Raw genomic sequence first — 26,680 nt, 5'->3', positions numbered from 1 at the left:
AGTCCCCTCTCCCTGTGGGAGAGGGTTAGGGTGAGGGCATCAGACCTCACCCTTACTGATACACCGGCAGCAAATTAAAGCTCGATAAAATATGGATCAGAGCATTGCCAATGCCAAACACCAGAATCAGGACAATCATCGGTTTACCGCCCCAGACGCGGAATTTCGGGCTACCGAAGCGTTTACGCGATGCGCGAGCCAGCAACGCCGGAACAATTGCCGCCCAGATGGTAGCCGCTAAGCCAGCATAACCAATGGCATACAGGAATCCGTTCGGGAACAGCAGGCCACCAACAACAGGCGGTGCAAAGGTCAACAGTGCCGTTTTAAAGCGACCCAGAGCCGAGTCGTCGAAACCAAACAGATCTGCCAGATAATCGAACAGACCAAGCGTTACGCCGAGGAACGAACTCGCTACCGCAAAGTTTGAGAACACTACCAGCAGCAGATCCAGACTACGACTGTTCAGCACACCGCTTAACGCCTGTACCAGCACGTCAATATTGCCGCCCTTCTCGGCGATGCCGATAAACTCCGGACGCGGGATGTTGCCCATCGTCGCCAGCAACCAGATGGTATACAGCGCCAGCGCCATCAACGTACCGTACACCAGACATTTGACGATGGTTTTCGGATCTTTGCCGTAATATTTCATCAGGCTCGGCACGTTACCGTGATAACCAAACGACGCCAGGCAGAACGGCAGCGTCATCAGCAGATAAGGCGCATAAGACGCATTGCTTTCCGCAACGTTGAACAATGTCGCAGGCTGTACATGCCCCAGCAGGCTGCCGAAAGTGAGGAAAAAGGTAATGACTTTCGCCCCCAGCACAATCGCCGTCATTCGGCTGACGGCTTTAGTGCTCAACCACACCACAAACGCCACCAACAGTGCAAAACCAAAACCCGCCGCCCGTGCCGGGACATTTAGCGACATCTCTGCGAAGGTGTGATGCAAAATCGAACCGCTGGCAGAGATATAAGCGTAAGTCAGGATATAGAGCACAAAGGCAATGGAAATGCCGTTGACCACGTTCCAGCCTTTGCCCAGCAAGTCTTTGGTGATGGTGTCAAAGCTCGAACCGATTCGATAATTGAGGTTAGCTTCCAGAATCATCAAACCGGAATGCAGCATACAAAACCAGGTGAAGATTAGCGCCGCCATTGACCAGAAGAACCACGCACCGGACATGACCACAGGCAGAGAAAACATTCCTGCGCCAATAATGGTGCCGCCGATAATCACCACGCCGCCAAGCAGCGACGGTGACGTTTGGGTGGTGGTTAGTGTTGCCATAAGGGCTTCTCTCCAGTGAAAAATAGTGCGACTGCGTTGTTATGTGTTGCACTGTACCAGTACACGAGTACAAAAGAAATAAAAAAAGCCCCGATGGTTAAAATCGGGGCTGTATATTTTACTTTACAGCAGAGTTCTGCTGGTCAGCGTGAATTACGCATCACCACCGAAACGACGACGACCGGTAGAGTCATCACGACGCGGTGCGCGGCCTTCACGACGTTCGCCGCTAAAACGACGACCATCACCACGACCACCTTCACGGCGTTCACCGCTGAAGTTACGACCGCCTTCACGACGCTCGCCACCGACACCACGACCACCGCCACGACGCTCACCGCCAGTATGCGGCTGTGCGTCGCCCAGCAACTGCATGTTCATCGGTTTGTTGAGAATGCGAGTGCGCGTAAAGTGTTGCAGCACTTCACCCGGCATACCTTTCGGCAGTTCGATGGTGGAGTGAGAAGCAAACAGCTTGATGTTACCAATGTAACGGCTGCTGATGTCGCCTTCGTTAGCAATCGCGCCAACGATATGACGAACTTCAACGCCATCATCACGGCCCACTTCAATGCGGTACAGCTGCATGTCGCCAACATCACGACGTTCACGACGCGGGCGATCTTCACGGTCGCCACGCGAGCCACGGTCGTTACGATCGCGCGGACCACGGTCATCACGGTCACGGAATTCACGTTTCGGACGCATCGGCGCATCTGGCGGAACAATCAGAGTACGTTCACCCTGTGCCATTTTCAGCAGTGCGGCTGCCAGAGTTTCGAGATCCAGTTCTTCACCTTCTGCGGTCGGCTGAATTTTGCTCAGCAGTGCACGGTATTGATCCAGATCGCTGCTTTCCAGCTGCTGCTGTACTTTCGCGGCGAATTTTTCCAGACGGCGTTTGCCCAGCAGTTCTGCGTTCGGCAGTTCTACTTCTGGAATGGTCAGCTTCATAGTACGTTCAATGTTGCGCAGCAGACGACGCTCGCGGTTCTCAACGAACAGCAGCGCGCGGCCAGCACGACCCGCACGACCGGTACGACCGATACGGTGAACGTAAGACTCAGAATCCATCGGGATATCGTAGTTAACCACCAGGCTGATACGCTCAACGTCCAGGCCACGAGCCGCAACGTCGGTCGCAATCAGGATATCCAGACGACCATCTTTCAGGCGTTCCAGAGTCTGCTCACGCAGCGCCTGGTTCATGTCACCGTTCAGCGCGGCGCTGTTGTAGCCGTTACGCTCAAGGGCTTCAGCCACTTCCAGAGTCGCGTTTTTGGTGCGAACGAAGATAATCGCCGCATCAAAATCTTCCGCTTCCAGGAAACGTACCAGAGCTTCGTTTTTACGCATACCCCAGACAGTCCAGTAGCTCTGGCTGATGTCAGGACGGGTAGTCACGCTGGACTGAATGCGCACTTCCTGCGGCTCTTTCATAAAGCGGCGGGTAATGCGACGAATCGCTTCCGGCATGGTGGCAGAGAACAGAGCGGTCTGATGACCTTCCGGGATCTGCGCCATAATGGTTTCAACATCTTCAATGAAGCCCATGCGCAGCATTTCGTCAGCTTCATCCAGAACCAGACCGCTCAGTTTAGAGAGGTCCAGAGTGCCACGTTTCAGGTGGTCAAGCAGACGGCCCGGAGTACCGACAACGATCTGCGGCCCCTGACGCAGGGCGCGTAATTGCACGTCATAACGCTGGCCGCCGTACAGGGCAACCACGTTTACGCCGCGCATGTGTTTAGAGAAATCCGTCATTGCTTCAGCAACCTGTACCGCCAGTTCGCGGGTCGGTGCCAGCACCAGAATCTGTGGTGCTTTCAGCTCAGGATCAAGATTCTGCAGCAGAGGTAAAGAGAATGCTGCAGTTTTTCCGCTCCCCGTCTGGGCCATACCCAGTACGTCGCGGCCATTCAGCAGATGTGGAATACACTCTGCCTGAATTGGAGATGGTTTTTCGTAACCCAGATCGTTAAGGGCTTCAAGGATAGGAGCCTTCAGGCCCAGATCTGCAAAAGTGGTTTCGAATTCAGCCATGTAGTACGTGTGCCTCAAAATTAATGGCGGCCAGTCTACATAACTCATCATGAAATTGATCAGCAATTTTCATTGAAAAGTGTGAACCGGCTCAAAGTAGGTGTATTAACGAACAACAACGCCCTCACCCGTTAAGGTGATGGCAATCAAATAAGATTACGGGCTGATGTGTACGTCAGCTATTGCTGGTCCGATTCTGCCAGGTCATCTTGGTCCTGGCCCAGGAGCGATAATTCCAACAATGCGTATCGGTGCTCAACAAAGTTATGCACGTTGTTGGCAACCGCCAGTTTGAACAGTGCCGTGGCGCTGTCCAAATCCCCCAGACTTAGGTAGTACTTACCTAAATAGAAGTTGGTTTCACTGAGATGCTCAGCGAGCGAGGTGTTATCCGTTGCGTCCGCCTTGAGCCTTTCCATTAACGTTTGTTCGCTAATGTTGCCCAGGTAGAACTCGACAATGTTCCATCCCCACTGCTCCTTGTCCGATTTTTCGAAGTGCTGTTTTAACACTTCTTTAGCCTGCTTCTCATCGAGCTTCTGCTCGGCGAGATAAAGCCACAGACTACGGAAAGGATCATTGGGATCGTCTTGATAAAACGCCAGCAGATCATCTTGCGCTAACTTGTCACGACCGCCGTAATATAATGCGATCCCGCGATTCAAGTGCGCGTAGTTGTAAGTTGGATCAAGCTCAAGTACAGAATCAAACGCTTCATAGGCAGCATCAAAATTGCCTGCCTGCGTTAAATATATGCCTAAGTAATTGAATACTTCAGGCATATCCGGTCGGATTGCCAGCGCCTGCGAAAAATCGTTACGCGCTAATGCCCTCAGACCGAGACTATCATACAACACTCCGCGCTCATATAAAAGCTGTGCGCGTTCGTCATCGGTTAAAGCCCGACTGGCAAGGATCTGTTCCATACGTGCCAGAATCACTTCCTGCTGTAAAGTCGGTTGCAATGGCACTGCGAGGACTTCACTTTTACGCCAGGAAGTATTACTGCATCCTGCAAGCGTAAGTGCTGTCGCAACGAAACACCAGCGCAAAAAAGGCTTCATTTCCCACTCCCGAAGACCACGGTTGAATGAACGTCCTGTTCCCGGTTGCTAACAAGGCGTCCTGCCTGGTTAAAAGCCCCCCGCCGCAGCGGAGGGCAAATGGCAACCTTACTCGCCCTGTTCAGCAGCCGGAGCTTCCGGTGCCGCAGCAGGTTGAGACTGCTCAGTCGCTTCTTTAATGCTCAGACGGATACGGCCCTGGCGATCAACTTCCAGAACTTTCACCGGTACTTCCTGACCCATCTGCAAGTAATCGGTCACTTTCTCAACGCGTTTGTCAGCGATTTGAGAGATGTGTACCAGACCTTCTTTACCGCCTCCGATGGCAACAAATGCACCAAAGTCAACGATACGGGTCACTTTACCATTGTAGACGCGGCCCACTTCGATTTCCGCAGTGATCTCTTCGATACGACGAATGGCATGTTTTGCTTTCTCGCCGTCGGTAGCTGCGATCTTCACAGTACCGTCATCTTCGATTTCGATGGTGGTGCCGGTTTCTTCGGTCAGGGCACGGATAACAGAACCGCCTTTACCGATAACGTCTTTGATCTTGTCCGGGTTGATCTTGATGGTATGGATACGCGGAGCGAACTCAGAGATATCGCCACGCGGCGCGTTGATCGCCTGTTCCATTACGCCAAGGATATGCAGACGCGCACCTTTAGCCTGGTTCAGCGCAACCTGCATGATCTCTTTGGTGATACCTTCAATTTTGATATCCATCTGCAGTGCAGAGATACCGTCACGGGAACCCGCAACTTTGAAGTCCATATCGCCCAGATGGTCTTCGTCACCCAGAATGTCAGACAGTACAACGTAGTTGTCGCCTTCTTTCACCAGACCCATTGCGATACCCGCAACGGCGGCTTTGATCGGCACACCTGCGTCCATCAGCGCCAGAGAAGCGCCGCACACGGAAGCCATAGAAGAGGAACCGTTGGATTCGGTGATTTCAGACACAACACGTACGGTGTACGGGAATTTGTCCATATCCGGCATTACAGCCAGCACGCCGCGCTTCGCCAGACGACCGTGACCAATTTCACGACGCTTCGGAGAACCGACCATGCCAGTTTCGCCTACGGAGTACGGAGGGAAGTTGTAGTGGAACAGGAAAGTGTCAGTACGTTCGCCCATCAGTTCATCAAGAACCTGCGCGTCACGTGCAGTACCCAACGTTGCGGTAACCAGCGCCTGAGTTTCACCACGGGTGAACAGCGCAGAACCGTGAGTACGTGGCAGCACGCCAGTACGGACATCCAGACCACGGATCATATCTTTTTCACGACCGTCGATACGCGGTTCGCCTGCCAGTACGCGGCTACGAACAACATTTTTCTCGATAGCGTGCAGAATTTCACCCAGTTCGTTTTCGTCCAGGGTTTCGTCTTCAGCAAGCAGCGTCGCGATGGTTTCAGATTTGATCACGTCAACCTGTGCATAACGCTCTTGTTTGTCAGTGATGCGGTAAGCATCGCTCAGACGAGCTTCAGCCAGTGCAGCAACGCGTGCGTTCAGCTCTTCGTTTACCGGCTCCGGCTGCCAGTCCCAACGCGGTTTACCGGCTTCTTTCACCAGTTCATTGATGTTCTGAATAACAACCTGCTGTTGTTCATGACCGAACACCACTGCGCCCAGCATCTGGTCTTCGCTCAGCAGTTCAGCTTCAGATTCAACCATCAGTACAGCGGCTTCAGTACCCGCAACAACCAGATCCAGCTTACTTTCTTTCAGCTCGTCCTGAGTCGGGTTCAGTACGTACTGATCATTGATGTAACCCACACGGGCAGCACCAATCGGACCATTGAACGGAATACCAGACAGAGACAGTGCTGCAGAAGCACCAATCATCGCGACGATATCCGGGTTAACCTGCGGGTTAACAGAAACTACGGTGGCGATAACCTGAACTTCGTTGACGAAGCCTTCCGGGAACAGCGGGCGAATCGGGCGGTCAATCAGACGCGCGATCAGGGTTTCGCCTTCGCTTGGTCGGCCTTCACGACGGAAGAAGCTACCCGGGATACGACCAGCAGCGTAGGTACGCTCCTGATAGTTAACGGTCAGTGGGAAGAAGTCCTGACCTGGTTTGGCTTTTTTCTGGCCAACAACGGTAACGAATACCGCAGTGTCGTCCATGCTAACCATAACAGCGGCAGTGGCTTGACGCGCCATCATGCCAGTTTCCAGAGTCACGGTGTGTTGGCCGTACTGGAATTTACGAACGATCGGATTAAGCAATGTAATATCCTTTCTCTTTCTTAGACAGCACCTTAACGGCGCTGGTGTTAATACCCGATCTTCTGCGCATCCTCGCGACTAATGACAACCCTAACCCAGCCTGATGTGGGTAAAGCCTCTCATTAGCCGCGCGAACCTCTGCAACGGAAGATCATTCATAGCAACAATACATTAGTTTCCAGTGAATTGCTGCCGTTAGCTTGAAAAAAGGGGCCACTCAGGCCCCTTTTCTGAAACTCGCAAGAATTAGCGACGCAGACCCAGGCGCTCGATGAGCTGGGTGTAACGTGCTACATCTTTACGTTTCAGGTAGTCGAGCAGTTTACGACGCTGAGAAACCATGCGCAGCAGACCACGACGGCTGTGGTGATCTTTTTTGTGCTCTGCAAAGTGACCCTGCAGGTGGTTGATCTGTGCAGTCAGCAGTGCTACCTGAACTTCGGTAGAACCGGTGTCGTTTTCACCACGACCAAACTCAGAAACGATTTTAGCTGTTGCTTCAGTACTTAGAGACATTTTAAAACTCCAAAGTATATAGAATGAAAGGACGCCGATCTCTAATTCAGCGATCCCAGTGTACGTTACGTAAAGTGTTAAACAATTTACGTGACGTTAAGCGGCAGTATTCTACTCGTAGCGACCTGTTATCGCAAGACGGTTAACATTACGCCGGGTATTCAACCACCAGGCGACGAGGCGCTACGCGGCCTTCATCGTCAATTTCGCCCATACCGATAAACTTACCATTCTCACCTTCCGTAACACGAACCAGTCCTTCCAGCGGCGCACCAGATGTACGAACCGGGTTACCATTTTTGAAGTAAACAGAAGACGTTAACGGAAGATTCACTACGGGGTAGTCCGAAGCTGGACTGTCCATTGGCATCAATAATGGATCAAGCAATTGTGCCGCCGGAATCTCTTGCTGTTCAGCTTGCTCAACCAGTTCACGCAGATGTTCCAGAGTCACCATCCGTTCGACTGGATATTTACTTACTGCCAGACGGCGCAGGTAAATAACATGCGCGCCACAGCCGAGTTTTTCACCCAGGTCGTCAATGATGGTGCGGATATAGGTGCCTTTTGAGCAATGAATTTCCAGCTCCAGCTCATTGCCTTCATGACGAATAAACAGCAATTCATAAACGGTAATCGGACGCGCTTCGCGTGGGACTTCAATGCCCTGACGCGCGTACTCGTACAGTTTTTTGCCCTGATATTTCAGCGCCGAATACATCGAAGGGATCTGTTCGATATCGCCACGGAAAGTATCCAGTGCTGCCGCCAGTTGCTCTGCACTAAAGGTTACCGGACGCTCCTCAACGATTTGTCCGTCAGCGTCGGAAGTATCGGTACGCTGCCCAAGACGCGCAATCACCCGATAGCGTTTGTCGGAGTCCAGCAGATACTGGGAAAACTTCGTCGCTTCCCCGAGGCAAATCGGTAACATGCCGGTCGCCAGCGGGTCCAGCGCGCCGGTGTGTCCGGCACGGTTGGCGTTATAAATGCGTTTCACTTTTTGCAGCGCATCGTTGCTGGACATGCCCTGCGGTTTATCCAGCAACAAAACGCCGTTAATGTCGCGACCGCGACGACGAGGACGACTCATTAGTCCTCCTTGCTGTCGTCCGGGTTAACACGACGTTCTTCGTCATGTTTGACCACGCTGGTCACCAGGTTTGACATACGCATCCCTTCAACCAATGAGTTGTCGTAGAAGAAGGTTAGTTCCGGCACGATACGCAGACGCATCGCTTTGCCCAGCAGGCTGCGGATGAAACCAGAGGCTTCCTGCAACGCTTTGATGCCCGCTTTTACCGCATCTTCATCTTTGTCGTTGAGGAAAGTGACATACACTTTGGCATACGCCAGGTCACGAGACATTTCGACACCGGAAACGGTGGTCATCATGCCCAGACGAGGATCTTTAATTTCGCGTTGCAGGATGAGAGCGATCTCTTTTTGCATTTCCTGCGCTACGCGCTGCGGGCGACCAAATTCTTTCGCCATAATAAATTCTCCTGACAAAAAAGGGGCCATAAGCCCCTTTTTAAAATTAATTTCAGGTGGAAGGGCTGTTCACGTAGGCCTGATAAGACGCGCCAGCGTCGCATCAGGCAACGGCTGCCGGATGTGGCGCAAACGCCTTATCCGGCCTACACCCAATCAACCTTAGGCAATCGTACGCTGAATCTCGATGATTTCGAACACTTCGATCACATCGCCAGTGCGGACGTCGTTGTAGTTCTTAACGCCGATACCACATTCCATACCGTTACGGACTTCGTTAACGTCATCTTTGAAGCGGCGCAGGGACTCCAGCTCGCCTTCGTAGATAACCACGTTGTCACGCAGAACGCGGATCGGGTTGTGACGTTTAACCACACCTTCGGTAACCATACAGCCTGCGATGGCGCCGAATTTCGGTGATTTGAACACGTCACGCACTTCTGCCAGACCGATGATCTGTTGTTTCAGTTCCGGAGACAGCATACCGCTCATCGCCGCTTTAACTTCATCGATCAGGTTATAGATGACGGAGTAGTAACGCAGATCCAGGCTTTCCGCTTCAATCACTTTACGCGCAGAGGCATCAGCACGAACGTTGAAGCCAACCAGAATCGCGTTGGATGCAGCCGCCAGGGTCGCGTCGGTTTCGGTGATACCACCTACGCCAGAACCGATGATCTTCACTTTAACTTCGTCAGTAGACAGTTTCAGCAAGGAATCGGAAATCGCTTCCACAGAACCCTGAACGTCAGCCTTCAGTACGATGTTCACTTCATGAACTTCGCCTTCAGTCATGTTGGCGAACATGTTCTCGAGTTTAGATTTCTGCTGACGCGCCAGTTTAACTTCACGGAATTTACCCTGACGGTACAGTGCAACTTCACGTGCTTTTTTCTCGTCACGAACAACGGTAACTTCGTCACCCGCAGCAGGAACACCGGACAGACCAAGGATTTCCACCGGAATGGACGGACCTGCTTCCAGCACTTCCTGACCCAGTTCGTTACGCATTGCACGAACACGACCGTATTCGAAGCCACACAGAACGATGTCGCCCTTGTGCAGAGTACCTTCACGTACCAGTACAGTTGCAACCGGACCACGACCTTTATCGAGGAAGGATTCGATGACCGCACCGCTCGCCATCCCGTTACGCACGGCTTTCAGTTCCAGGACTTCAGCTTGCAGCAGGATCGCATCCAGCAGTTCGTCGATACCTGTACCTGCTTTTGCAGATACGTGTACGAACTGGCTTTCACCGCCCCACTCTTCCGGCAGAATGCCGTACTGGGACAGTTCGTTTTTAACGCGATCTGGATCGGCTTCTGGCTTATCGATTTTGTTCACAGCAACCACAACCGGCACTCCCGCCGCTTTCGCGTGCTGGATTGCTTCAATGGTCTGCGGCATTACGCCGTCATCTGCAGCGACAACCAGAACTACGATATCCGTTGCCTGCGCACCACGTGCACGCATTGAAGTAAACGCGGCGTGCCCCGGGGTGTCCAGGAAGGTGATCATGCCGTTTTCAGTTTCAACGTGGTATGCACCGATGTGCTGGGTAATGCCACCTGCTTCGCCAGAGGCCACTTTCGTTGAACGAATGTAGTCCAGCAGGGAGGTTTTACCGTGGTCAACGTGACCCATGATGGTCACGACCGGTGCACGCGGTTCAGCCGCAGCGCCAGTATCACGGTCACTCATTACCGCTTCTTCCAGTTCGTTTTCACGACGCAGGATAACTTTGTGGCCCATCTCTTCGGCAACCAGCTGTGCGGTTTCCTGGTCGATGACCTGGTTGATGGTTGCCATTGCGCCCAGTTTCATCATCGCTTTGATGACCTGAGAGCCTTTAACCGCCATCTTGTTAGCCAGTTCGCCAACGGTGATGGTTTCACCGATCACCACGTCACGGTTAACGGCCTGAGCTGGCTTCTGGAAGCCCTGCTGCAGTGAAGAACCTTTACGTTTTCCGCCTTTACCGCCACGTACTGCTGCGCGCGCTTCTTCGCGATCGGCCTTAGATTCAGAGTGTTTGTTGCCTTTTTTCGGACGCGCTGCTTTCGCGTTACGACCACGGCCACGACCGCCTTCGACTTCACGATCGCTTTCGTCTTCTGCCTGGCGAGCATGTTGAGAGGTTGTAACGTGATAATCGCTGGAATCTTCGGTCGGTTCCGCGCTATCAGTCCATTTGTTTTCTTCCGCCATACGACGTGCTTCTTCAGCAACGCGACGTGCTTCTTCTTCGAGTTTACGACGCGCTTCTTCTTCAGCTTTACGCTTGAGCTCTGCAGCTTCCTGCTCACGGCGGGCTTTTTCAGCCTGGGCGTTTTTAGTCATATCGTCTTGTTGATTGCTCACTTTGTCTTTTTCCGCAGCTTCACGTTTCGCTTGTTCAGCGGCTTCACGTTTAGCTTGTTCTGCGGCCTCACGTTCAGCTTTTTGTTGCGCCTCGCGTTTGGCCAATTCTTCTGCCTCACGACGGGCTTGCTCTTCCGCTTCACGCTGCGCTTGCTCTTCCGCTGCAAGGCGTTCAGCCTCTTGCGGATCGCGTTTCACAAAGGTGCGTTTCTTGCGGACTTCGATTTGTACCGATTTGCTTTTTCCACCGGTACCAGGAATGTTAAGGGTGCTACGTGTTTTACGTTGCAGCGTTAATTTGTCCGGTCCTGAATTTTTCTGATTCAGGTGGTCAATTAAAGTCTGTTTCTCTTGTGCAGTCACAGAGTCGTCAGCAGACTTCCGGATACCTGCATCAGCAAATTGCTGTACCAGGCGTTCCACGGAGGTCTGTCGCTCTGCGGCCAGCGTTTTAATCGTTACATCTGTCATGCTGTTCCTTCCTGCTACAGTTTATTACGCTTCGTCACCGAACCAGCAAATATTACGGGCAGCCATAATCAGTGCTCCGGCTTTTTCGTCGGTCAACCCTTCGATATCAGCCAGATCATCAATGCCCTGTTCGGCGAGATCTTCCAGCGTACAAACGCCACGGGCGGCCAGTTTGAATGCCAAATCACGATCCATCCCTTCAAGGTTCAGCAGATCGTCAGCCGGTTTGTTATCACCGAGGCTTTCTTCCTGGGCCTGTGCAATGGTGGCCAGTGCATTTTTAGCACGCTCGCGCAGTGCTTCAACAGTCGGCTCATCAAGGCCTTCAATTTCCAACAGCTCTTTCATCGGCACATAGGCCAGTTCTTCCAGCGTCGAGAAGCCTTCTTCTACCAGGACAGTGGCAAAGTCTTCGTCAATGTCGAGATAACGGGTGAAGGTATCGATCGCTGCGTGTGCTTCCGCCTGATGTTTAGCCTGCAGGTCGTCAACGGTCATTACGTTGAGTTCCCAACCACTCAGCTGCGAAGCCAGACGCACGTTCTGACCGTTACGGCCAATTGCTTGCGCCAGATTACCAGCTTCAACGGCGATATCCATGGTGTGTTTATCTTCATCCACCACGATAGAAGCAACGTCTGCCGGTGCCATCGCGTTGATCACGAACTGCGCCGGGTTATCATCCCACAGAACGATATCAATACGCTCGCCGCCAAGCTCGGTGGAAACTGCCTGAACACGGGCACCACGCATACCGACACAAGCACCTACTGGATCGATACGTTTATCGTTGGTTTTCACCGCGATTTTCGCACGAGAGCCCGGATCGCGAGCTGCAGCTTTAATTTCAATCACTTCTTCGCCGATTTCCGGCACTTCAATGCGGAACAGTTCGATCAGCATTTCCGGCTTGGAACGGGTGACGAACAGCTGCGCGCCACGCGCTTCCGGGCGAACGGAATAAAGTACGCCACGAACGCGGTCGCCCGGGCGGAAGTTTTCACGCGGCAGCATGTCTTCACGCAGGATGACAGCTTCAGCATTATTACCCAGATCCAGAGAAATGTTATCGCGGTTTACTTTTTTCACCACGCCGGTGATGATTTCACCTTCGTGTTCACGGAACTGATCAACAACCATCGCGCGTTCGGCTTCACGAACTTTCTGCACGATAACCTGTTTTGCCGTCTGGGTCGTAATGCGGTCAAAGGTGACAGACTCAATCTGATCTTCAACGTAGTCGCCCAGGTTCAGGCTTTCATCTTCAAAACGCGCAGCTTCAAGGGTGATTTCTTTAGTCGGCTGAGTGACTTCATCAACAATCAGCCAGCGACGGAAGGTGTCAAAATCACCGCTTTTGCGATCGATCTGTACGCGGACGTCGATCTCTTGTTCATATTTTTTCTTGGTTGCTGTAGCCAATGCGCTTTCCAACGCTTCGAAAATTTTCTCGCGAGGCAGCGCCTTTTCATTGGAGACGGCTTCAACTACAGCCAAAATTTCTTTGTTCATCGCGGGGTTTTCACCTCATCCAGACTATTAAAAGTGGGGAACCAGGTTCGCCTTCTGGATATTACTCAGCGCGAACACTTCATCTTTACCTTCGACGGTAACTGTGATCATTTCACCGTCTACCGCTTTGATAACGCCCTGCCATTTACGACGGTTTTGTACCGCCATACGGAGAACCAGAGTCACCTCTTCTCCGACGAAACGGGCGTAGTGTTCAGCCGTGAACAGTGGGCGATCGAGACCCGGTGAGGAGACTTCCAGGTTATAAGCAACGGTGATGGGATCTTCAACATCCAACACGGCACTTACCTGGTGGCTCACATCAGCACAATCATCAACATTGATGCCATCTTCACTATCAATATAGATGCGCAGTGTGGATGTGCGACCGCGAATAAACTCGATGCCAACCAGTTCAAAACCCAGGGCCTCAACTGGCGCAGTAATCATCTCTGTTAATTTTTGCTCTAATGTGGACAAGCCCACCCCCAAGACATAAAAAAAGGGCCTAAAGCCCAGTTATTCTGTAGTCAGATAACAAAAAACCCCGATAAATCGGGGCTTTATATAACTGAACCCTATAACCGCAAATGCGGTCTGGAGCACTTTCCAGAAGGATTTTTTCAAATCCCACTACGAAGGCCGAAGTCTTCACAGTATATTTGAAAAAGAACTCTAAGGGAAAGTGGTTGCGGGGGCCGGATTTGAACCGACGACCTTCGGGTTATGAGCCCGACGAGCTACCAGGCTGCTCCACCCCGCGCCTGAAACGTGGCAAATTCTACTCGTTTTGAGTAAAAAATGCAAATACTGCTGGGATTTGGTGTACCGAGACGGGACGTAAAATCTGCGGTCATTATAGTGATCCACGCCACATTTTGTCAACATTTATTGCTACTCACGTGAATGGATATCCAGTTCACTTTCATTGATTGAATAATTTCTACCTCACCTTACTTCTCTTAAACGCATTATTTTACAAAAAACGCACTAAACTCTTCCGGTCTCCGATAAAAGATGATTAAATGAAAACTCATTTATTTTGCATAAAAATTCAGTGAGAGCGGAAATCCAGGCTCATCATCAGTTAATCAAGCAGGGTGTTATTTTATGACGACGATTCTCAAACATCTCCCGGTAGGTCAACGTATTGGCATCGCTTTTTCTGGCGGTCTGGACACCAGTGCCGCACTGCTGTGGATGCGACAAAAGGGAGCTGTCCCTTATGCATATACTGCAAATTTGGGTCAGCCAGACGAAGAGGATTATGATGCGATCCCTCGTCGTGCCATGGAATACGGCGCGGAGAACGCTCGTCTAATCGACTGCCGCAAACAACTGGTGGCCGAAGGCATTGCCGCTATTCAGTGTGGTGCTTTCCATAACACCACTGGCGGCCTGACCTATTTTAACACCACGCCGCTGGGTCGCGCCGTGACTGGCACCATGCTGGTTGCTGCCATGAAAGAAGACGGCGTTAACATCTGGGGTGATGGCAGCACCTATAAAGGAAACGATATCGAACGTTTCTATCGTTACGGCCTGCTGACCAACGCGGAACTGCAAATTTACAAACCGTGGCTTGATACTGACTTTATTGATGAGTTAGGCGGTCGTCATGAAATGTCTGAATTTATGATTGCCTGCGGTTTCGACTACAAAATGTCGGTCGAGAAAGCCTACTCCACCGACTCCAATATGCTTGGTGCGACGCACGAAGCGAAAGATCTGGAATATCTCAATTCCAGCGTCAAAATCGTCAACCCGATAATGGGTGTGAAATTCTGGGATGAGAGTGTGAAGATTCCGGCAGAAGAAGTCACGGTACGTTTCGAACAGGGTCATCCGGTGGCGCTGAACGGCAAAACCTTTAGCGATGATGTGGAAATGATGCTGGAAGCCAACCGCATCGGCGGTCGTCACGGCCTGGGCATGAGCGACCAAATCGAAAACCGTATCATCGAAGCGAAAAGCCGTGGTATCTACGAAGCTCCGGGGATGGCGCTACTGCATATCGCTTATGAACGTCTGCTGACAGGTATTCACAACGAAGACACCATCGAGCAGTATCACGCGCATGGTCGTCAGTTGGGTCGTCTGTTGTACCAGGGACGTTGGTTCGATTCCCAGGCATTGATGCTACGTGACTCTCTGCAACGCTGGGTTGCCAGCCAGATTACAGGTGAAGTTACCCTGGAGCTGCGTCGCGGGAATGATTACTCCATCCTTAATACCGTCTCTGACAATCTGACTTACAAACCAGAACGTCTGACGATGGAAAAAGGTGACTCGGTGTTCTCGCCAGATGATCGTATTGGTCAACTGACCATGCGCAACCTGGATATCACCGATACTCGCGAGAAACTTTTCGGTTATGCCAAAACGGGTCTGCTCTCATCTTCTGCCGCGTCAGGCGTACCGCAGGTTGAGAATCTGGAAAACAAAGGCCAGTAATTCGACGTTAACCCTGCCCATCAAGGGCGGGGTTATCTGGATTTCCTCTGTCAAATCTTTTCTTATAATGCCATGCGCATTATGCAAAGATGAAAGATGAGATAAACAATGAGATTGAAAATAGGGAAGGCGACTCGCAATAAATCTTATAGTCGCCTTCATATGAGTAAAATATTCTCTTTATCGATTTCACCGATGACATTATTACGTCATCCTGTGTCAGGAACCGATCTTCGCACTTATAGCTGACGCTGTTCCAGACTGCTATATATTGCCTTTATTTCATTTTTTACGCCTTCGCCACGGTACACCAAAGACGTATCGTATCGTTGATATTTATCTTCCCGCGCGGCACTGAACCAGTTAAAAGATCCGACGCACAGCAGCTCTTCATCCTCAATCACAATTTTGCTGTGGACACGATTAACCAATTTCGTAGCGATGCCCATATTATTGAGCTTTTCAACAGCATCATTCAGCAGATGTCGTTTCTCCTGACGCTTACCATCATCGACATGCGCTATATTGCAGTTTTTATCCGTCACCACGGTAATATCAATGCCCCGGGAACGGGCCAGAGCCATTGACGCCAGAAACCCGGTTTGCTCCACTTTTTGCCAGGATAACCAGGGAGAAATAATCGTTATTTTCTTTTGAGCCCCGGCAAGAGCCTTATTCAAAAATGCATCATGCTGCTCCACACCATGCAGAGTTGAAATCTGTGCATTTGCGGAACTTAAATCTTGTCGTTTCTGAAACTCAAATTGCAACGCATTGTTGTCTGAAGCAAACAGATATGTAGCCAGTAATCCTCGCGGCGAAGAAGCCGGCTGCATCTCAATAAGATCCATATCCCCAAAAACCAGAAAACTATCTTTCGCACGCGAGACTGCGACATTGAGGATGCTGCTATTGCTGTCAATAAACCGCCCATCCTCATGTTTTGAATAGACCGTAGAGAAAAGAACTATCGCCCTCTCCGCCCCCTGCAAGGAATGCACAGTTCCCACGGTCAGCGAATCATCTTCGTCACTGCAATTAATCTCCAGCTTACGCAATGACGTCTTGATGGCATTAACCTGTGCCGAAAATGGCGTCACAATGCCAACGACTTTATACAACGGTTTGTAGTGGTCAACAAAAACTGGCCACCGAGTTAGAGTTTTCCAGTATCGATTTTCCGATTCGTTTGGGGGTAAACCCACCGTTATATTCGTGCGGTCTTAGTGCGCTGTAATATCCAACGATATAGTCCGTTATGCCGTGAGCTGCCTCGCTGAAGCTTACGTAACCCACCACCGGCATCCATTCGTTCTTCAGACTCCTGAAGAAGCGTTCCATTGGGCTGTTATCCCAGCAGTTTCCGCGCCGGCTCATACTCTGCCTGATCCGGTATCGCCACAGTAACTGCCTGAACTGCCTGCTCGTATAATGACTGCCACTGTATAGTTCTGGTCAACAACCAGTTGAGCGGATTCGCATTTGAATTCAGGACTAAAATTTCTTCTTTTCATTTGTGCTCCTGTGTTGTTCTGAGGTGAGCATATCACCTCTTTTCAGGTGGCCAAATTCAGTAAACCACTTCAAATCCCCTATCCCTGTAACATATTGCTCGAATCCTCAGCACAAGCCATTCAGATCCCGCCACAACAAACATCCGCTCTTTAAGTGCTTATTGATCGTTTTAATCTATGTCTGTAATCGTTATGATTAGAAAACTTGCTCCAGTGTCGTTTTTGAGAGCTGTCGTGTAATTAGCCGCAACCGCAATAGTCCCCAAAGGTTATTACGCGAAAAATTTATTGAATTATAAAGAATGATGGAGAGACAACTATGTCATTACTTGAATATATCAGTGATGAAGATCTTTTTAACGAAGTTGAAATCTTATTAACGAAAGCTAAAAAGAAAAAAGACGCTGCTGAGAAGACTTTTACCAGCAATGTGATTGACCCTTTTGGCGCACTTTTTGAAGCTCCGGGGTTCTCATCCCATGAAGAGTGGCGAAACTCCGAACTAGCACGACAACAGCAGAAAACCATTCAAAATCATGTTGGTACTTTTCACCAAAAAATCCTCGGCCATGTTGAAGGATGGCGGGATATGGGGATTGGTGGCATCGTTGATCTTCTCAACGAAGAAAGAAAAATCATCGCTGAGGTGAAAAATAAATACTCAACGGTTACTGGCGGGGATTTAGCAGATAAATATAAAGGTTTAGATGAGTTGGTATCACCGAAACATAGCCGATTTAAGGATTACTGCGCGTACTTTGTTAATATAATCCCTCGTAAACCTATCAGATATGACATCCCTTTTACCCCTTCCAATAAAGGTAGCGGTACTCAGTGTCCTTCGAACCCTAACATTCGAATCATTGATGGTGCGAGTTTCTATGAGCTTGTCACTGGCAGACCAGATGCTCTGCAAGAACTCCATAGTGCTCTTCCTCACGCAATTGAGTATATTTTGAGCGAACGTTTTGGGCAGCAAGGCTTTTCCATCCCTGATAAAGATAGTTTTATTAAGTATTTTGGGCTCGCTTACGGCTAATAACCATGATCAATGTTTGACAAAGTACATGTAAACCCATACAGTAGTAACCATGACTAATGTTGGCATGGTTACTAAATATGTTAAAGGAAGAGTTTTCACTTTCAGAAGTTGCAGACATTTTGGGCGTTTCAAAAGAAACTTTAAGGCGTTGGGATACTGCTGGAAAATTAGTTTCTCAAAGAAATGACGAAAACAACTATCGATTTTATAAAAAAGAGCAACTTAAAAATTTTGAACAAGCTCAGTTTTTATTTAAAAGCCAGTGGTCTGATGAGACTAAAATAAGCAATAGTGTTTATACTGTATTAGAGTTATTTGCTGGCGCAGGGGGGATGGCTTTAGGTTTAGAAAAAGCCGGTTTAAAATCTGTTTTACTAAATGAAATTGACTCCCATGCTTGTAAGACGTTACGAAAAAATAGGCCTGAATGGAATGTGGTTGAAGGTGATGTGAGCCAAGTAGACTTCACACCTTATAGGAATACCGTTGATGTGCTGGCTGGTGGCTTTCCTTGCCAAGCATTCTCTTATGCAGGCAAAAAACTTGGTTTTGAAGATACACGGGGCACCCTTTTCTTTGAATTCGCCCGAGCAGCTAAAGAAATCAATCCGAAAGTTCTTTTAGCAGAGAATGTTCGAGGGTTGCTAAATCATGATGATGGACGAACTTTAGAAACAATAAAAAATATTATCACAGACTTGGGCTACACTTTATTTGAGCCAAGAGTGCTTAAGGCTATTTTCTACAAAGTGCCGCAAAAACGCGAGCGTTTGATCATTGTAGCTGTAAGAAATGATCTTGCTGATGGCATCGATTATGAGTGGCCTTCTTCTTACAATAAAATATTAACCCTTAAAGATGCATTAAAAAAGGGAGAGCTGTACGATAGCGACGTGCCAGAATCTGAAGGACAAAAATATCCCAAAAGAAAAGCAGAGATCCTAAGTATGGTTCCTCCCGGTGGCTACTGGAGAGATCTTCCTGAAGATATTCAAAAAGAATACATGCTCAAGAGTTTTTACTTAGGTGGGGGCAAAACTGGTATGGCTCGTCGCTTGTCATGGGATGAACCAAGCCTAACATTAACATGCGCCCCAGCACAGAAACAAACAGAGCGTTGCCACCCAGAAGAAACAAGACCATTAACTGTGCGTGAGTATGCAAGAATACAGACCTTCCCCGATGAATGGGTATTTGAAGGCCCAATGTCAGCGAAATATAAGCAAATAGGAAACGCTGTTCCTGTTAATCTGTCATTTGCTGTTGGCAAATCTGTGGTACATCTTTTAGATAAGATAAATAAAAGATAGACCCTGTAAATAATTCTGTGTAATTGCTGCCATATTAAAGGTGATCGCTCAGGCGGTCACCGAACTCGATAATAAAGCGACTCATCGCCAGCCGCCAGCTCTGGATTGGCATATTCCATTTTGTTGATGCATCCTTGATCGCCAGAGAAATGACCTTCCGCAGCGAGTCGTCAGTCGGGAACACTTTACGCTTCTTAATGGCCGCACGGATCACGCTGTTCAGCGATTCGATAGCGTTCGTGGTGTAGATGGCCTTGCGGATATCGGGCGAATAGCCGAAGAACGTGTTGAGATTTTCCCAGTGCGCACGCCAGCTTTTGCTGATTTGCGGGTATTTATCGTCCCAGACATCCGAGAACTGCTCCAGTGCCACTAGCGCCGCCTCTTCTGTTGGCGCCTGATACACCGTTTTTAACCCGCCGGTGACGGCTTTGTAGTCCTTCCACGATACGTATTTCAGGCTGTTACGCACCATATGAATGATGCACAACTGGATGTGCGTCTGCGGATACACGCTGTTTATCGCATCCGGGAAGCCTTTCAGACCGTCCACGCAGGCAATAAGGATATCCTGAAGCCCCCGATTCTTAAGCTCTGTCAGCATACCCAGCCAGAACTTCGCCCCTTCGTTCTCGGCCAGCCACATGCCCAGCAACTCTTTCTGGCCTCCAGTATTAATACCGAGTGCAAGGAACACCGCTTTGTTAATTACGGTGCCACCTTGACGAACTTTCACCACGATACAGTCAAGGTAAACAATGGGATACAGTGCATCCAGAGGTCGATTTTGCCATTCTGCAACCTGCTCTTTGACCGCATCAGTGACTTTACATATCAGCGTGGGTGACACATCTGCGTCGTACATCTCTTTGAAGGTGGCGACAATTTCGCGGGTAGTCATATCTTTGGCGTAGAGGGATAAAATCTGGCTGTCCATCTGCGTAATGCGCGTCTGGAGCTTCTTAATCAACTGCGGTTCGAAGGTGTTTTCACGGTCACGCGACGTGTTCAGTTCGATCTCGCCGTCATCGCATAACACCGTTTTGACGAGTAGCCATTGCGGGTGTTTGAGCCTGTTTTGGGCACATTTTTCTCATACCCGAGGTGGTCAGTCAGCTCCGCATTGAGCGCCGTTTCGACGGTACGCTTCGTCAACATGCGGGAAAAAGCATTGAGATCTGCTTCGGTTTTAAGGCCTTTAGCCAGTTCAGCCACAAGGGCTTTGAGTTTCTTTTCGTCCATAATTGCCTGTCTCCGTTACTGGAGTGAACATATCAAAATCAGGCAATTACACAATTTTAATCACAGTCTCTACAGGGTAGGTTTCATGGCCTACCCTTTTATTCTTACTCTATGTTGGATGCGTTAGATTTATTCCAGAATAATTATTATGATAAAAATGAAGTGTTTTCCTCCTCTTTATATTATTTTTACCAAATAATTTTTAACAAAAGCTCTGAAGTCTTCTTCATTTAAATTCTTAGATGATACTTCATCTGGAAAATTTTCCCAATTAGTAGCATCACGCTGTGAGTAAGTTCTAAACCATTTTTTTATTGTTGTATTATCTCTAATCTTACTACTCGATGAGTTTTCGGTATTATCTCTATTTTTAACTTGGAGCAGGTTCCATTCATTGTTTTTTTCATCATAGTGAATAAAATCAACTGCTTTAACACTTGTGCCTGAACACCATATCCATCCAGAAGGTTCTAGTTTTTCAGCAAGATACCTTTCAAGCAAATCACCTACAATATTCTCAGCAGCCATCGACAATCTATGTTCTTCTTTTATTCTCTCAAGATTTTCAGGCTGTATATTAAAACTTATATTAAGAACTATGCTAACCACCTCATCAGGAACCGTTGTAGGTGGCGTGGGTTTTCTTGGCAATCGACTCTCATGAAAACTACGAGCTAAATATTCAATATGTTCCTCTTGACCAACTTTATTCTGCATTTTTTTTGAACGAGGTTTAGAGCAAGCTTCAGGAAACTGAGACAGGAATTTTATTAAAAATTTAAATTTTGAAGAAAGTTCAGGGTTAATAGCATCCATTTTTTGCTTTGCAAGTTCCTCAGCATTCTTAACAAAAGACGTCTCTTTTGACATTGTATTCTCCCGACATCCATTAAGTGTTTGGATGTAGTATAATTTTCTGACTTTGAAAGTTACAGCAAAAGTTTTACTCTCTCACAACTTATGTCGTGGTTTACTGAATTTGGCCACCTGAACAGAAGTGATAAGCCCACCTCATAACAACACAGGTGCACCAATGAAAAGAAGAAGTTTTAGTCCAGAATCCAAACGCGAATCCACTCAACTGGTTGTTGACCAGAACTACACAGTGGCAGATACCTTCAAAGCTATGGATGTCGGCCTTTCCACGATTACAAGGTGAGTCAAACAACTGCGTAATGAGTGTCAGGGCAAAACACCCAAAGCCTCCCCCGATAACTCCGGAACATTATCAGGATAACTGTGTACCTTTGCAGGGGCATGGCTGAAATGCTGGCAGAGCCTGCATATCGTTTACAGATACACACCACCATAGACTTGTTTACGCCGCCATTCAGATCTCAAAATCAGATACAGGAAGACAGCACATCGGGCTTGAATGCTTAGTTAGTCTGCTTTGGAAGGATTTATAGACGTGGTATCGTCATCAGCTTCGAGTTTTTAATACCTGTTCGAGCAGTACAACTAGAGGCCGTTACAGTTAAGATCTCCCATTACCATCATCAACCATAGCGGCAGTCCAAGATAATAGATTACGGGAAAAGATTAGTAGCAATAGACAGGGTTTTCACCATAACTCGTTGAAAAACAAGCTATTGCATACTTTTGGTGCCGAAGGCCGGACTCGAACCGGCACGTATTTCTACGGTTGATTTTGAATCAACTGCGTCTACCGATTTCGCCACTTCGGCACTGAAGAGGTATGCGGAAAACGTTGTGGATTATACCTGTCACGCGTCACCATGCAAGCGCCAGCTTACGCCTGCCTCGCTAAGTGCTGAAAATTTCAGCATTGTCTTCCACGATGTGTAACCTCTGTCACACTCCAGGCACCTGCCCGACCATGCTCTACACTTCCCGCAGCAAAGTCGCACCAACAACCGAACGGTTCCCGATGTCGAAAATTAACGATGCCATCCAGCATGTACGTGACGGTAAGGCGCGCTGCCGCGTGGTCCTGAAAGCCGACTTCTGATCCCTTTACCAGGCCGATTCTGCCCGGCCTTTAAGACATCTCGCAATCGGCTGAATTTAGTGGTGAAAACTTTTCAACCGTGCCTATACTCCAGGCAGGGAACTGGAGGAAATCTCATGAGCGAACCACTTTTAATTGCACGCACGCCTGACACGGAACTGTTTTTATTACCCGCTATGGCTAACCGTCACGGGCTGATTACTGGCGCAACGGGGACGGGTAAAACTGTCACGCTGCAAAAACTAGCGGAATCACTGTCAGAAATCGGTGTCCCCGTGTTTATGGCCGATGTGAAAGGCGATTTGACCGGGGTTGCACAGGAAGGTACGACCTCGGAAAAACTGCTCGCTCGGTTGAAAAGTATCGGCGTCAACGACTGGCAACCACATGCGAATCCAGTGGTGGTATGGGATATTTTTGGTGAGAAAGGTCATCCAGTACGGGCTACGGTCTCCGATCTGGGGCCGCTGTTGCTGGCGCGTTTGTTGAATCTCAACGACGTGCAAACTGGTGTGCTGGATATCATCTTCCGCATTGCTGACGATCAGGGACTGTTGTTGCTCGACTTTAAGGATCTTCGGGCCATTACCCAGTACATCGGAGATAACGCCAAATCATTCCAGAATCAGTATGGCAATATCAGTAACGCATCTGTTGGTGCAATCCAGCGCGGATTACTGTCGCTGGAGCAGCAAGGAGCGACGCATTTCTTTGGCGAGCCGATGCTGGATATCAAAGACTGGATGCGTACCGATGCCAACGGCAAAGGCGTTATCAATATCCTTAGCGCCGAAAAGCTCTACCAGATGCCAAAACTGTACGCTGCCAGTCTGCTGTGGATGCTTTCTGAATTGTATGAGCAACTGCCGGAAGCGGGGGATCTGGATAAACCGAAACTCGTCTTTTTCTTCGACGAAGCGCATCTGCTGTTTAACGATGCACCGCAGGTGCTGCTGGATAAAATTGAGCAGGTAATACGGCTTATCCGCTCGAAAGGCGTGGGCGTCTGGTTTGTCTCGCAAAACCCTTCGGATATACCCGACAACGTACTCGGGCAGTTGGGGAATCGCGTTCAGCACGCTCTGCGCGCCTTTACGCCGAAAGACCAGAAAGCAGTGAAGACGGCAGCGCAAACCATGCGACCCAATCCAGCGTTTGATACAGAAAAGGCAATCCAGGAGCTGGGAACCGGCGAAGCGTTGATCTCATTTCTGGATGCGAAAGGTAGTCCTTCTGTGGTGGAGCGTGCGATGGTGATTGCGCCTTGTTCACGGATGGGACCGGTGACGGAAGATGAGCGTAACGGCCTGATTAATCACTCGTCGGTATATGGCAAGTATGAAGATGACGTGGATCGGGAATCTGCCTATGAGATGCTGCAAAAAGGAGTGCAAACCAGTACCGAACAGCAAAATAATCCACCAGCCAAAGGAAAAGAGATGGCTGTGGATGACGGTATTCTCGGTGGGTTAAAGGACATTTTGTTTGGCACTACCGGACCGCGTGGCGGAAAGAAAGATGGCGTAGTACAGACTATGGCGAAAAGTGCCGCCCGCCAGGTCACGAACCAGATTATACGCGGTGTGCTGGGGAGTTTACTTGGGGGAAGAAGAAGGTAAGTCAGGTGCTGTCTGTGCCCCTCCCCCTCAGCCCAAAGGGGCGAGGGGACCGATCGAGCTCGTATTTGACTTTATCAAAAATCTGAAAGGGAGCTTTCGCTCCCTTCCTTCACTCATCTGGTTACGATTTTCTCATTAACAGCCACAGGCTGATTAAGAAGAAACTTGCACTTGGCAACAGTGCGCCGATGATCGGCGGGATGCCGTAAACCAACGTCAGCGGGCCGAAGATCTGATCCAGTACATAGAACACAAAACCGAAGCTGATACCGGTAACCACGCGCACGCCCATCGGCACGCTACGCAGTGGGCCGAAGATGAACGACAGCGCCATCAGCATCATCACCGCCACGGATAGCGGCTGGAAGATTTTGCTCCACATGTTGAGCTGATAACGTCCAGCGTCCTGACCACTCGACTTCAGATACTTTACATAGTTGTGCAAACCGCTGATGGAGAGTGCATCCGGGTCCAGCGCCACCACGCCCAGTTTGTCTGGCGTGAGGTTGGTTTTCCAGGTGCCACTCACGGTCTGCGAACCGGTGATTTGTTTTGGATTAGTCAGGTCAGATTCATCAACCTGCGACAGCCGCCAGACTTTATGTTCAGGATCAAACTTCGCAGAAGCGGCATAGCGCACAGATTGCAGACGACGATTTTCGTTAAAGGCATAAATACTGATACCCCCTAACTCTTCATCACCTTTAACCCGCTCAATGTAGACAAAGTTGTCGCCATCTTTCGCCCATAAGCCTTGCTGGGTAGAGAGCAACGAGCCGCCGTACATCGCCTGTGCACGGTAGTTACGTGCCATCTGCTCGCCCTGCGGTGCGACCCATTCGCCAATCGCCATCGTCAGCAAGACCAGCGGAATGGCGGTTTTCATTACCGACAACGCCACCTGCATACGGGTAAAACCAGAAGCCTGCATCACCACCAGTTCGCTGCGCTGCGCCAGCATCCCAAGACCAAGCAACGCCCCCAGCAGAGCCGCCATCGGGAAGAAGATTTGCACATCTTTCGGCACGCTCAGCAGGGTATACATTCCTGCGCCTAACGCGTCGTAACTCCCCTGCCCGGCTTTTTTCAGCTGATCGACAAATTTGATAATGCCGGAGAGCGACACCAGCATGAACAGCGTCATCATGATGGTGGTGAAAATAGTTTTACCGATATAGCGGTCAAGTACGCCAAAAGGTTGCATCACACCGCTCCTTTACGCGAAAAACTGGCGCGCAGGCGGCGAACCGGCACCGTATCCCAAAGGTTGAGAACAATCGCCAAAGCCAGATAAATCAGGTTAACGGTCCACATCCACAGCGTCGGGTCCAGCTTACCTTTGCCACCGTTCGATTTCAGGGAGGTCTGGATCAGGAAGAAAAGCAGATACAGCAGCATCGCAGGCAGCATCGACAGTACGCGTCCCTGACGTGGGTTAACCACGCTCAACGGTACAACCATGAGCGCCATCATAAACACGGTGAATACCAACGTGATACGCCAGTTCAGTTCCGCCCGGGCGCGATCGGTGTCGGTGTTCCACAACGTGCGCATGTCCATCTGGTCGGTATCGTTCGGGTCGAGCGCCACCGCCTGGTGACCAATGATCGCCTGATAATCCTGGAAGTCAGTAATGCGGAAATCACGTAACAGTGCAGTGCCTTCGAAACGCGTTCCCTGGTTGAGAGTCACCACCTGAGAGCCATCCCGCAACTGAGTTAAATGTCCGGAATCGGCCACCACCACAGAAGGTCGTGCATTACCTTTTGGTCGAATTTGCGCGAGGAACACATCTTTGAAATCGCTGCCGTCAACGCTTTCGATGAACAACACCGAGCTGCCATTGGTCGCTTGCTGGAATTGCCCTTGCGCCAGCGCCGCCATGCCAGGGTTCGCTTTCGCTTCTGCTAACACTTCATCCTGATGACGCGATGACCACGGCCCCGCCCACATGACGTTAACCGCCGCGACAATCGCCGTGAACACCGCGAGAACCATTGCCGCTTTCACCAGAACCGCTTTGCTCAGGCCGCAGGCATGCATTACCGTAATTTCACTTTCGGTATACAGTTTACCCAACGTCATCAGCAGCCCGAGGAACAGGCTTAATGGCAGGATAAGCTGCGCCATTTCCGGCACGCCCAACCCGAGAAGGGAGAGCACCAGGTTCGCCGGAATGTCGCCGTCAACCGCTGCGCCGAGTATCCTCACTAACTTTTGACAGAAGAAGATCAAAAGCAAGATGAAGAGTATCGCCAGCTGGCTTTTGAGCGTCTCCCGAACCAGATATCTTATGATTATCACTTTAAATACGCCCGTAAAAACTCGTCTTTTGCAGGATTTTAGCTTGTTTCATGGCTTAAACGTCATTTATTCTCTTGAGTCGTCGAAATCGTCGCTAAGATAATTATACTCAACGGATTCACCTCTCAGATTTTGTTCTGACGTGCCAATGCCGTAATAACGTTAAGATTAACACGAAGTCATCGCAACAGCGGACATGAGTTACGAAAGCTTGCAAT

Annotated in this window: 19 protein-coding genes, 2 tRNA genes and 5 pseudogenes; 6 read left to right on the top strand and 20 right to left on the bottom strand. The window is 49.7% G+C overall.

The genetic code is table 11. The features are described 5' to 3' along the window. Positions 1–52 precede the first annotated feature (52 nt). The 12 genes from mtr to HEM79_RS13520 form a co-directional block, all read right to left on the bottom strand. Entirely contained in the window at positions 53–1,297 is a 1,245-nt protein-coding gene (gene mtr, locus HEM79_RS13575) for a tryptophan permease (protein WP_000224338.1), read from the bottom strand. Between the two features lie 153 nt (positions 1,298–1,450). Beyond that, positions 1,451–3,340, bottom strand: coding sequence for an ATP-dependent RNA helicase DeaD (gene deaD, locus HEM79_RS13570; protein ID WP_021551467.1), 1,890 nt, complete (start codon positions 3,338–3,340; stop codon positions 1,451–1,453). Further along, a complete protein-coding gene (yrbN, locus tag HEM79_RS13565) occupies positions 3,333–3,413 on the bottom strand; it encodes a protein YrbN (RefSeq protein WP_010723222.1) in 81 nt (26 codons plus the stop codon). The genes deaD and yrbN overlap by 8 nt, the downstream gene beginning before the upstream one ends. 106 nt (positions 3,414–3,519) lie before the next feature. Further along, positions 3,520–4,404: a lipoprotein NlpI gene (gene nlpI, locus HEM79_RS13560; protein WP_000802080.1), complete on the bottom strand. Its 885-nt coding sequence runs from the start codon at positions 4,402–4,404 to the stop codon at positions 3,520–3,522. 108 nt (positions 4,405–4,512) lie between these two features. Further along, positions 4,513–6,648, bottom strand: a complete 2,136-nt coding sequence (gene pnp, locus HEM79_RS13555; RefSeq protein WP_000933927.1) for a polyribonucleotide nucleotidyltransferase — start codon at positions 6,646–6,648, stop codon at positions 4,513–4,515. A gap of 246 nt (positions 6,649–6,894) precedes the next feature. After that, positions 6,895–7,164, bottom strand: coding sequence for a 30S ribosomal protein S15 (rpsO, locus tag HEM79_RS13550; RefSeq protein ID WP_000059470.1), 270 nt, complete (start codon positions 7,162–7,164; stop codon positions 6,895–6,897). Positions 7,165–7,312: 148 nt separating this feature from the next. Beyond that, positions 7,313–8,257 (bottom strand): tRNA pseudouridine(55) synthase TruB, encoded by a 945-nt coding sequence (gene truB / locus HEM79_RS13545; RefSeq protein WP_000089704.1) that lies wholly within the window; start codon positions 8,255–8,257, stop codon positions 7,313–7,315. After that, positions 8,257–8,658: a 30S ribosome-binding factor RbfA gene (gene rbfA, locus HEM79_RS13540; protein ID WP_001040205.1), complete on the bottom strand. Its 402-nt coding sequence runs from the start codon at positions 8,656–8,658 to the stop codon at positions 8,257–8,259. The genes truB and rbfA overlap by 1 nt, the downstream gene beginning before the upstream one ends. Positions 8,659–8,820: 162 nt before the next feature. Beyond that, positions 8,821–11,493 carry a translation initiation factor IF-2 gene (gene infB / locus HEM79_RS13535; RefSeq protein WP_000133059.1) on the bottom strand — a complete coding sequence of 891 codons (2,673 nt, stop codon included), beginning with the start codon at positions 11,491–11,493 and terminating at the stop codon, positions 8,821–8,823. Between the two features lie 24 nt (positions 11,494–11,517). Continuing rightward, positions 11,518–13,005 (bottom strand): transcription termination factor NusA, encoded by a 1,488-nt coding sequence (gene nusA, locus HEM79_RS13530; RefSeq protein WP_001031044.1) that lies wholly within the window; start codon positions 13,003–13,005, stop codon positions 11,518–11,520. 27 nt (positions 13,006–13,032) lie between these two features. Continuing rightward, positions 13,033–13,485, bottom strand: a complete 453-nt coding sequence (gene rimP, locus HEM79_RS13525) for a ribosome maturation factor RimP (RefSeq protein ID WP_001300397.1) — start codon at positions 13,483–13,485, stop codon at positions 13,033–13,035. Between the two features lie 206 nt (positions 13,486–13,691). Then, positions 13,692–13,768: transfer RNA gene (locus HEM79_RS13520), tRNA-Met, on the bottom strand. A gap of 347 nt (positions 13,769–14,115) precedes the next feature. On the opposite strand from HEM79_RS13520, the gene argG reads away from it, so the two are divergent. After that, complete coding sequence (gene argG, locus HEM79_RS13515; RefSeq protein WP_000207675.1) at positions 14,116–15,459, top strand: argininosuccinate synthase; 1,344 nt, start codon at positions 14,116–14,118, stop codon at positions 15,457–15,459. Positions 15,460–15,698: 239 nt separating this feature from the next. On the opposite strand, the pseudogene HEM79_RS13510 reads toward argG, so the two are convergent. Continuing rightward, positions 15,699–16,592 (bottom strand): annotated as a pseudogene (locus HEM79_RS13510) (AAA domain-containing protein); the annotation flags it as partial. 1 nt (position 16,593) lies between these two features. Beyond that, a pseudogene (locus tag HEM79_RS13505) lies at positions 16,594–16,899 on the bottom strand (integrase core domain-containing protein); the annotation flags it as partial. 393 nt (positions 16,900–17,292) lie between these two features. On the opposite strand from HEM79_RS13505, the gene HEM79_RS13500 reads away from it, so the two are divergent. Together HEM79_RS13500 and dcm are read left to right on the top strand one after the other, a co-directional pair. Further along, positions 17,293–18,012: an Eco47II family restriction endonuclease gene (locus HEM79_RS13500; RefSeq protein WP_016160012.1), complete on the top strand. Its 720-nt coding sequence runs from the start codon at positions 17,293–17,295 to the stop codon at positions 18,010–18,012. Between the two features lie 80 nt (positions 18,013–18,092). Next, positions 18,093–19,325, top strand: coding sequence for a DNA (cytosine-5-)-methyltransferase (dcm, locus tag HEM79_RS13495; RefSeq protein ID WP_176241459.1), 1,233 nt, complete (start codon positions 18,093–18,095; stop codon positions 19,323–19,325). 34 nt (positions 19,326–19,359) lie between these two features. On the opposite strand, the pseudogene HEM79_RS13490 reads toward dcm, so the two are convergent. Both HEM79_RS13490 and HEM79_RS13485 read right to left on the bottom strand, forming a co-directional pair. Beyond that, positions 19,360–20,567: pseudogene (locus HEM79_RS13490) on the bottom strand (IS256 family transposase). Between the two features lie 177 nt (positions 20,568–20,744). Further along, positions 20,745–21,437 (bottom strand): SinI family restriction endonuclease, encoded by a 693-nt coding sequence (locus tag HEM79_RS13485; RefSeq protein WP_000032527.1) that lies wholly within the window; start codon positions 21,435–21,437, stop codon positions 20,745–20,747. Between the two features lie 163 nt (positions 21,438–21,600). Between HEM79_RS13485 and HEM79_RS13480 the strand changes: the two are divergent. After that, a pseudogene (locus HEM79_RS13480) lies at positions 21,601–21,723 on the top strand (IS3 family transposase); the annotation flags it as partial. A 447-nt stretch (positions 21,724–22,170) separates the two neighbouring features. Here HEM79_RS13480 and HEM79_RS13475 read toward each other — a convergent pair. Beyond that, positions 22,171–22,255, bottom strand: a tRNA-Leu gene (locus HEM79_RS13475). Between the two features lie 152 nt (positions 22,256–22,407). Here HEM79_RS13475 and HEM79_RS13470 point away from each other — a divergent pair. Both HEM79_RS13470 and HEM79_RS13465 read left to right on the top strand, forming a co-directional pair. Next, positions 22,408–22,539: pseudogene (locus HEM79_RS13470) on the top strand (alcohol dehydrogenase); the annotation flags it as partial. Positions 22,540–22,655: 116 nt separating this feature from the next. Continuing rightward, entirely contained in the window at positions 22,656–24,158 is a 1,503-nt protein-coding gene (locus HEM79_RS13465; RefSeq protein WP_176241460.1) for a helicase HerA-like C-terminal domain-containing protein, read from the top strand. Between the two features lie 121 nt (positions 24,159–24,279). On the opposite strand, the gene lptG is transcribed toward HEM79_RS13465, so the two are convergent. From lptG to ytgA, 3 genes are all read right to left on the bottom strand, one after another. Then, entirely contained in the window at positions 24,280–25,362 is a 1,083-nt protein-coding gene (gene lptG, locus HEM79_RS13460) for an LPS export ABC transporter permease LptG (protein ID WP_001182249.1), read from the bottom strand. Continuing rightward, on the bottom strand, positions 25,362–26,462 hold the full coding sequence (gene lptF / locus HEM79_RS13455) for an LPS export ABC transporter permease LptF (protein ID WP_000584137.1): 1,101 nt from the start codon (positions 26,460–26,462) through the stop codon (positions 25,362–25,364). The genes lptG and lptF overlap by 1 nt, the downstream gene beginning before the upstream one ends. Positions 26,463–26,524: 62 nt before the next feature. Next, on the bottom strand, positions 26,525–26,575 hold the full coding sequence (gene ytgA / locus HEM79_RS22650; RefSeq protein ID WP_211180521.1) for a protein YtgA: 51 nt from the start codon (positions 26,573–26,575) through the stop codon (positions 26,525–26,527). Positions 26,576–26,680: the final 105 nt, after the last annotated feature.

This window comes from Escherichia sp. 93.0816, assembly GCF_013368855.2.
In the GTDB taxonomy this organism is placed as follows: domain Bacteria; phylum Pseudomonadota; class Gammaproteobacteria; order Enterobacterales; family Enterobacteriaceae; genus Escherichia; species Escherichia ruysiae.
This window is presented reverse-complemented; position numbering and strand designations above follow the sequence as displayed.

Bases quoted from the DNA above. Each gene is read 5' to 3' on its own strand.
- infB (WP_000133059.1), bottom strand. From the start codon at position 11,493: ATGACAGATGTAACGATTAAAACGCTGGCCGCAGAGCGACAGACCTCC.
- argG (WP_000207675.1), top strand. From the start codon at position 14,116: ATGACGACGATTCTCAAACATCTCCCGGTAGGTCAACGTATTGGCATC.
- nlpI (WP_000802080.1), bottom strand. From the start codon at position 4,404: ATGAAGCCTTTTTTGCGCTGGTGTTTCGTTGCGACAGCACTTACGCTT.
- mtr (WP_000224338.1), bottom strand. From the start codon at position 1,297: ATGGCAACACTAACCACCACCCAAACGTCACCGTCGCTGCTTGGCGGC.
- HEM79_RS13485 (WP_000032527.1), bottom strand. From the start codon at position 21,437: ATGTCAAAAGAGACGTCTTTTGTTAAGAATGCTGAGGAACTTGCAAAG.
- rpsO (WP_000059470.1), bottom strand. From the start codon at position 7,164: ATGTCTCTAAGTACTGAAGCAACAGCTAAAATCGTTTCTGAGTTTGGT.
- deaD (WP_021551467.1), bottom strand. From the start codon at position 3,340: ATGGCTGAATTCGAAACCACTTTTGCAGATCTGGGCCTGAAGGCTCCT.
- HEM79_RS13465 (WP_176241460.1), top strand. From the start codon at position 22,656: ATGAGCGAACCACTTTTAATTGCACGCACGCCTGACACGGAACTGTTT.
- truB (WP_000089704.1), bottom strand. From the start codon at position 8,257: ATGAGTCGTCCTCGTCGTCGCGGTCGCGACATTAACGGCGTTTTGTTG.
- lptG (WP_001182249.1), bottom strand. From the start codon at position 25,362: ATGCAACCTTTTGGCGTACTTGACCGCTATATCGGTAAAACTATTTTC.
- yrbN (WP_010723222.1), bottom strand. From the start codon at position 3,413: ATGAAAATTGCTGATCAATTTCATGATGAGTTATGTAGACTGGCCGCC.
- dcm (WP_176241459.1), top strand. From the start codon at position 18,093: ATGTTAAAGGAAGAGTTTTCACTTTCAGAAGTTGCAGACATTTTGGGC.
- nusA (WP_001031044.1), bottom strand. From the start codon at position 13,005: ATGAACAAAGAAATTTTGGCTGTAGTTGAAGCCGTCTCCAATGAAAAG.
- HEM79_RS13500 (WP_016160012.1), top strand. From the start codon at position 17,293: ATGTCATTACTTGAATATATCAGTGATGAAGATCTTTTTAACGAAGTT.
- rbfA (WP_001040205.1), bottom strand. From the start codon at position 8,658: ATGGCGAAAGAATTTGGTCGCCCGCAGCGCGTAGCGCAGGAAATGCAA.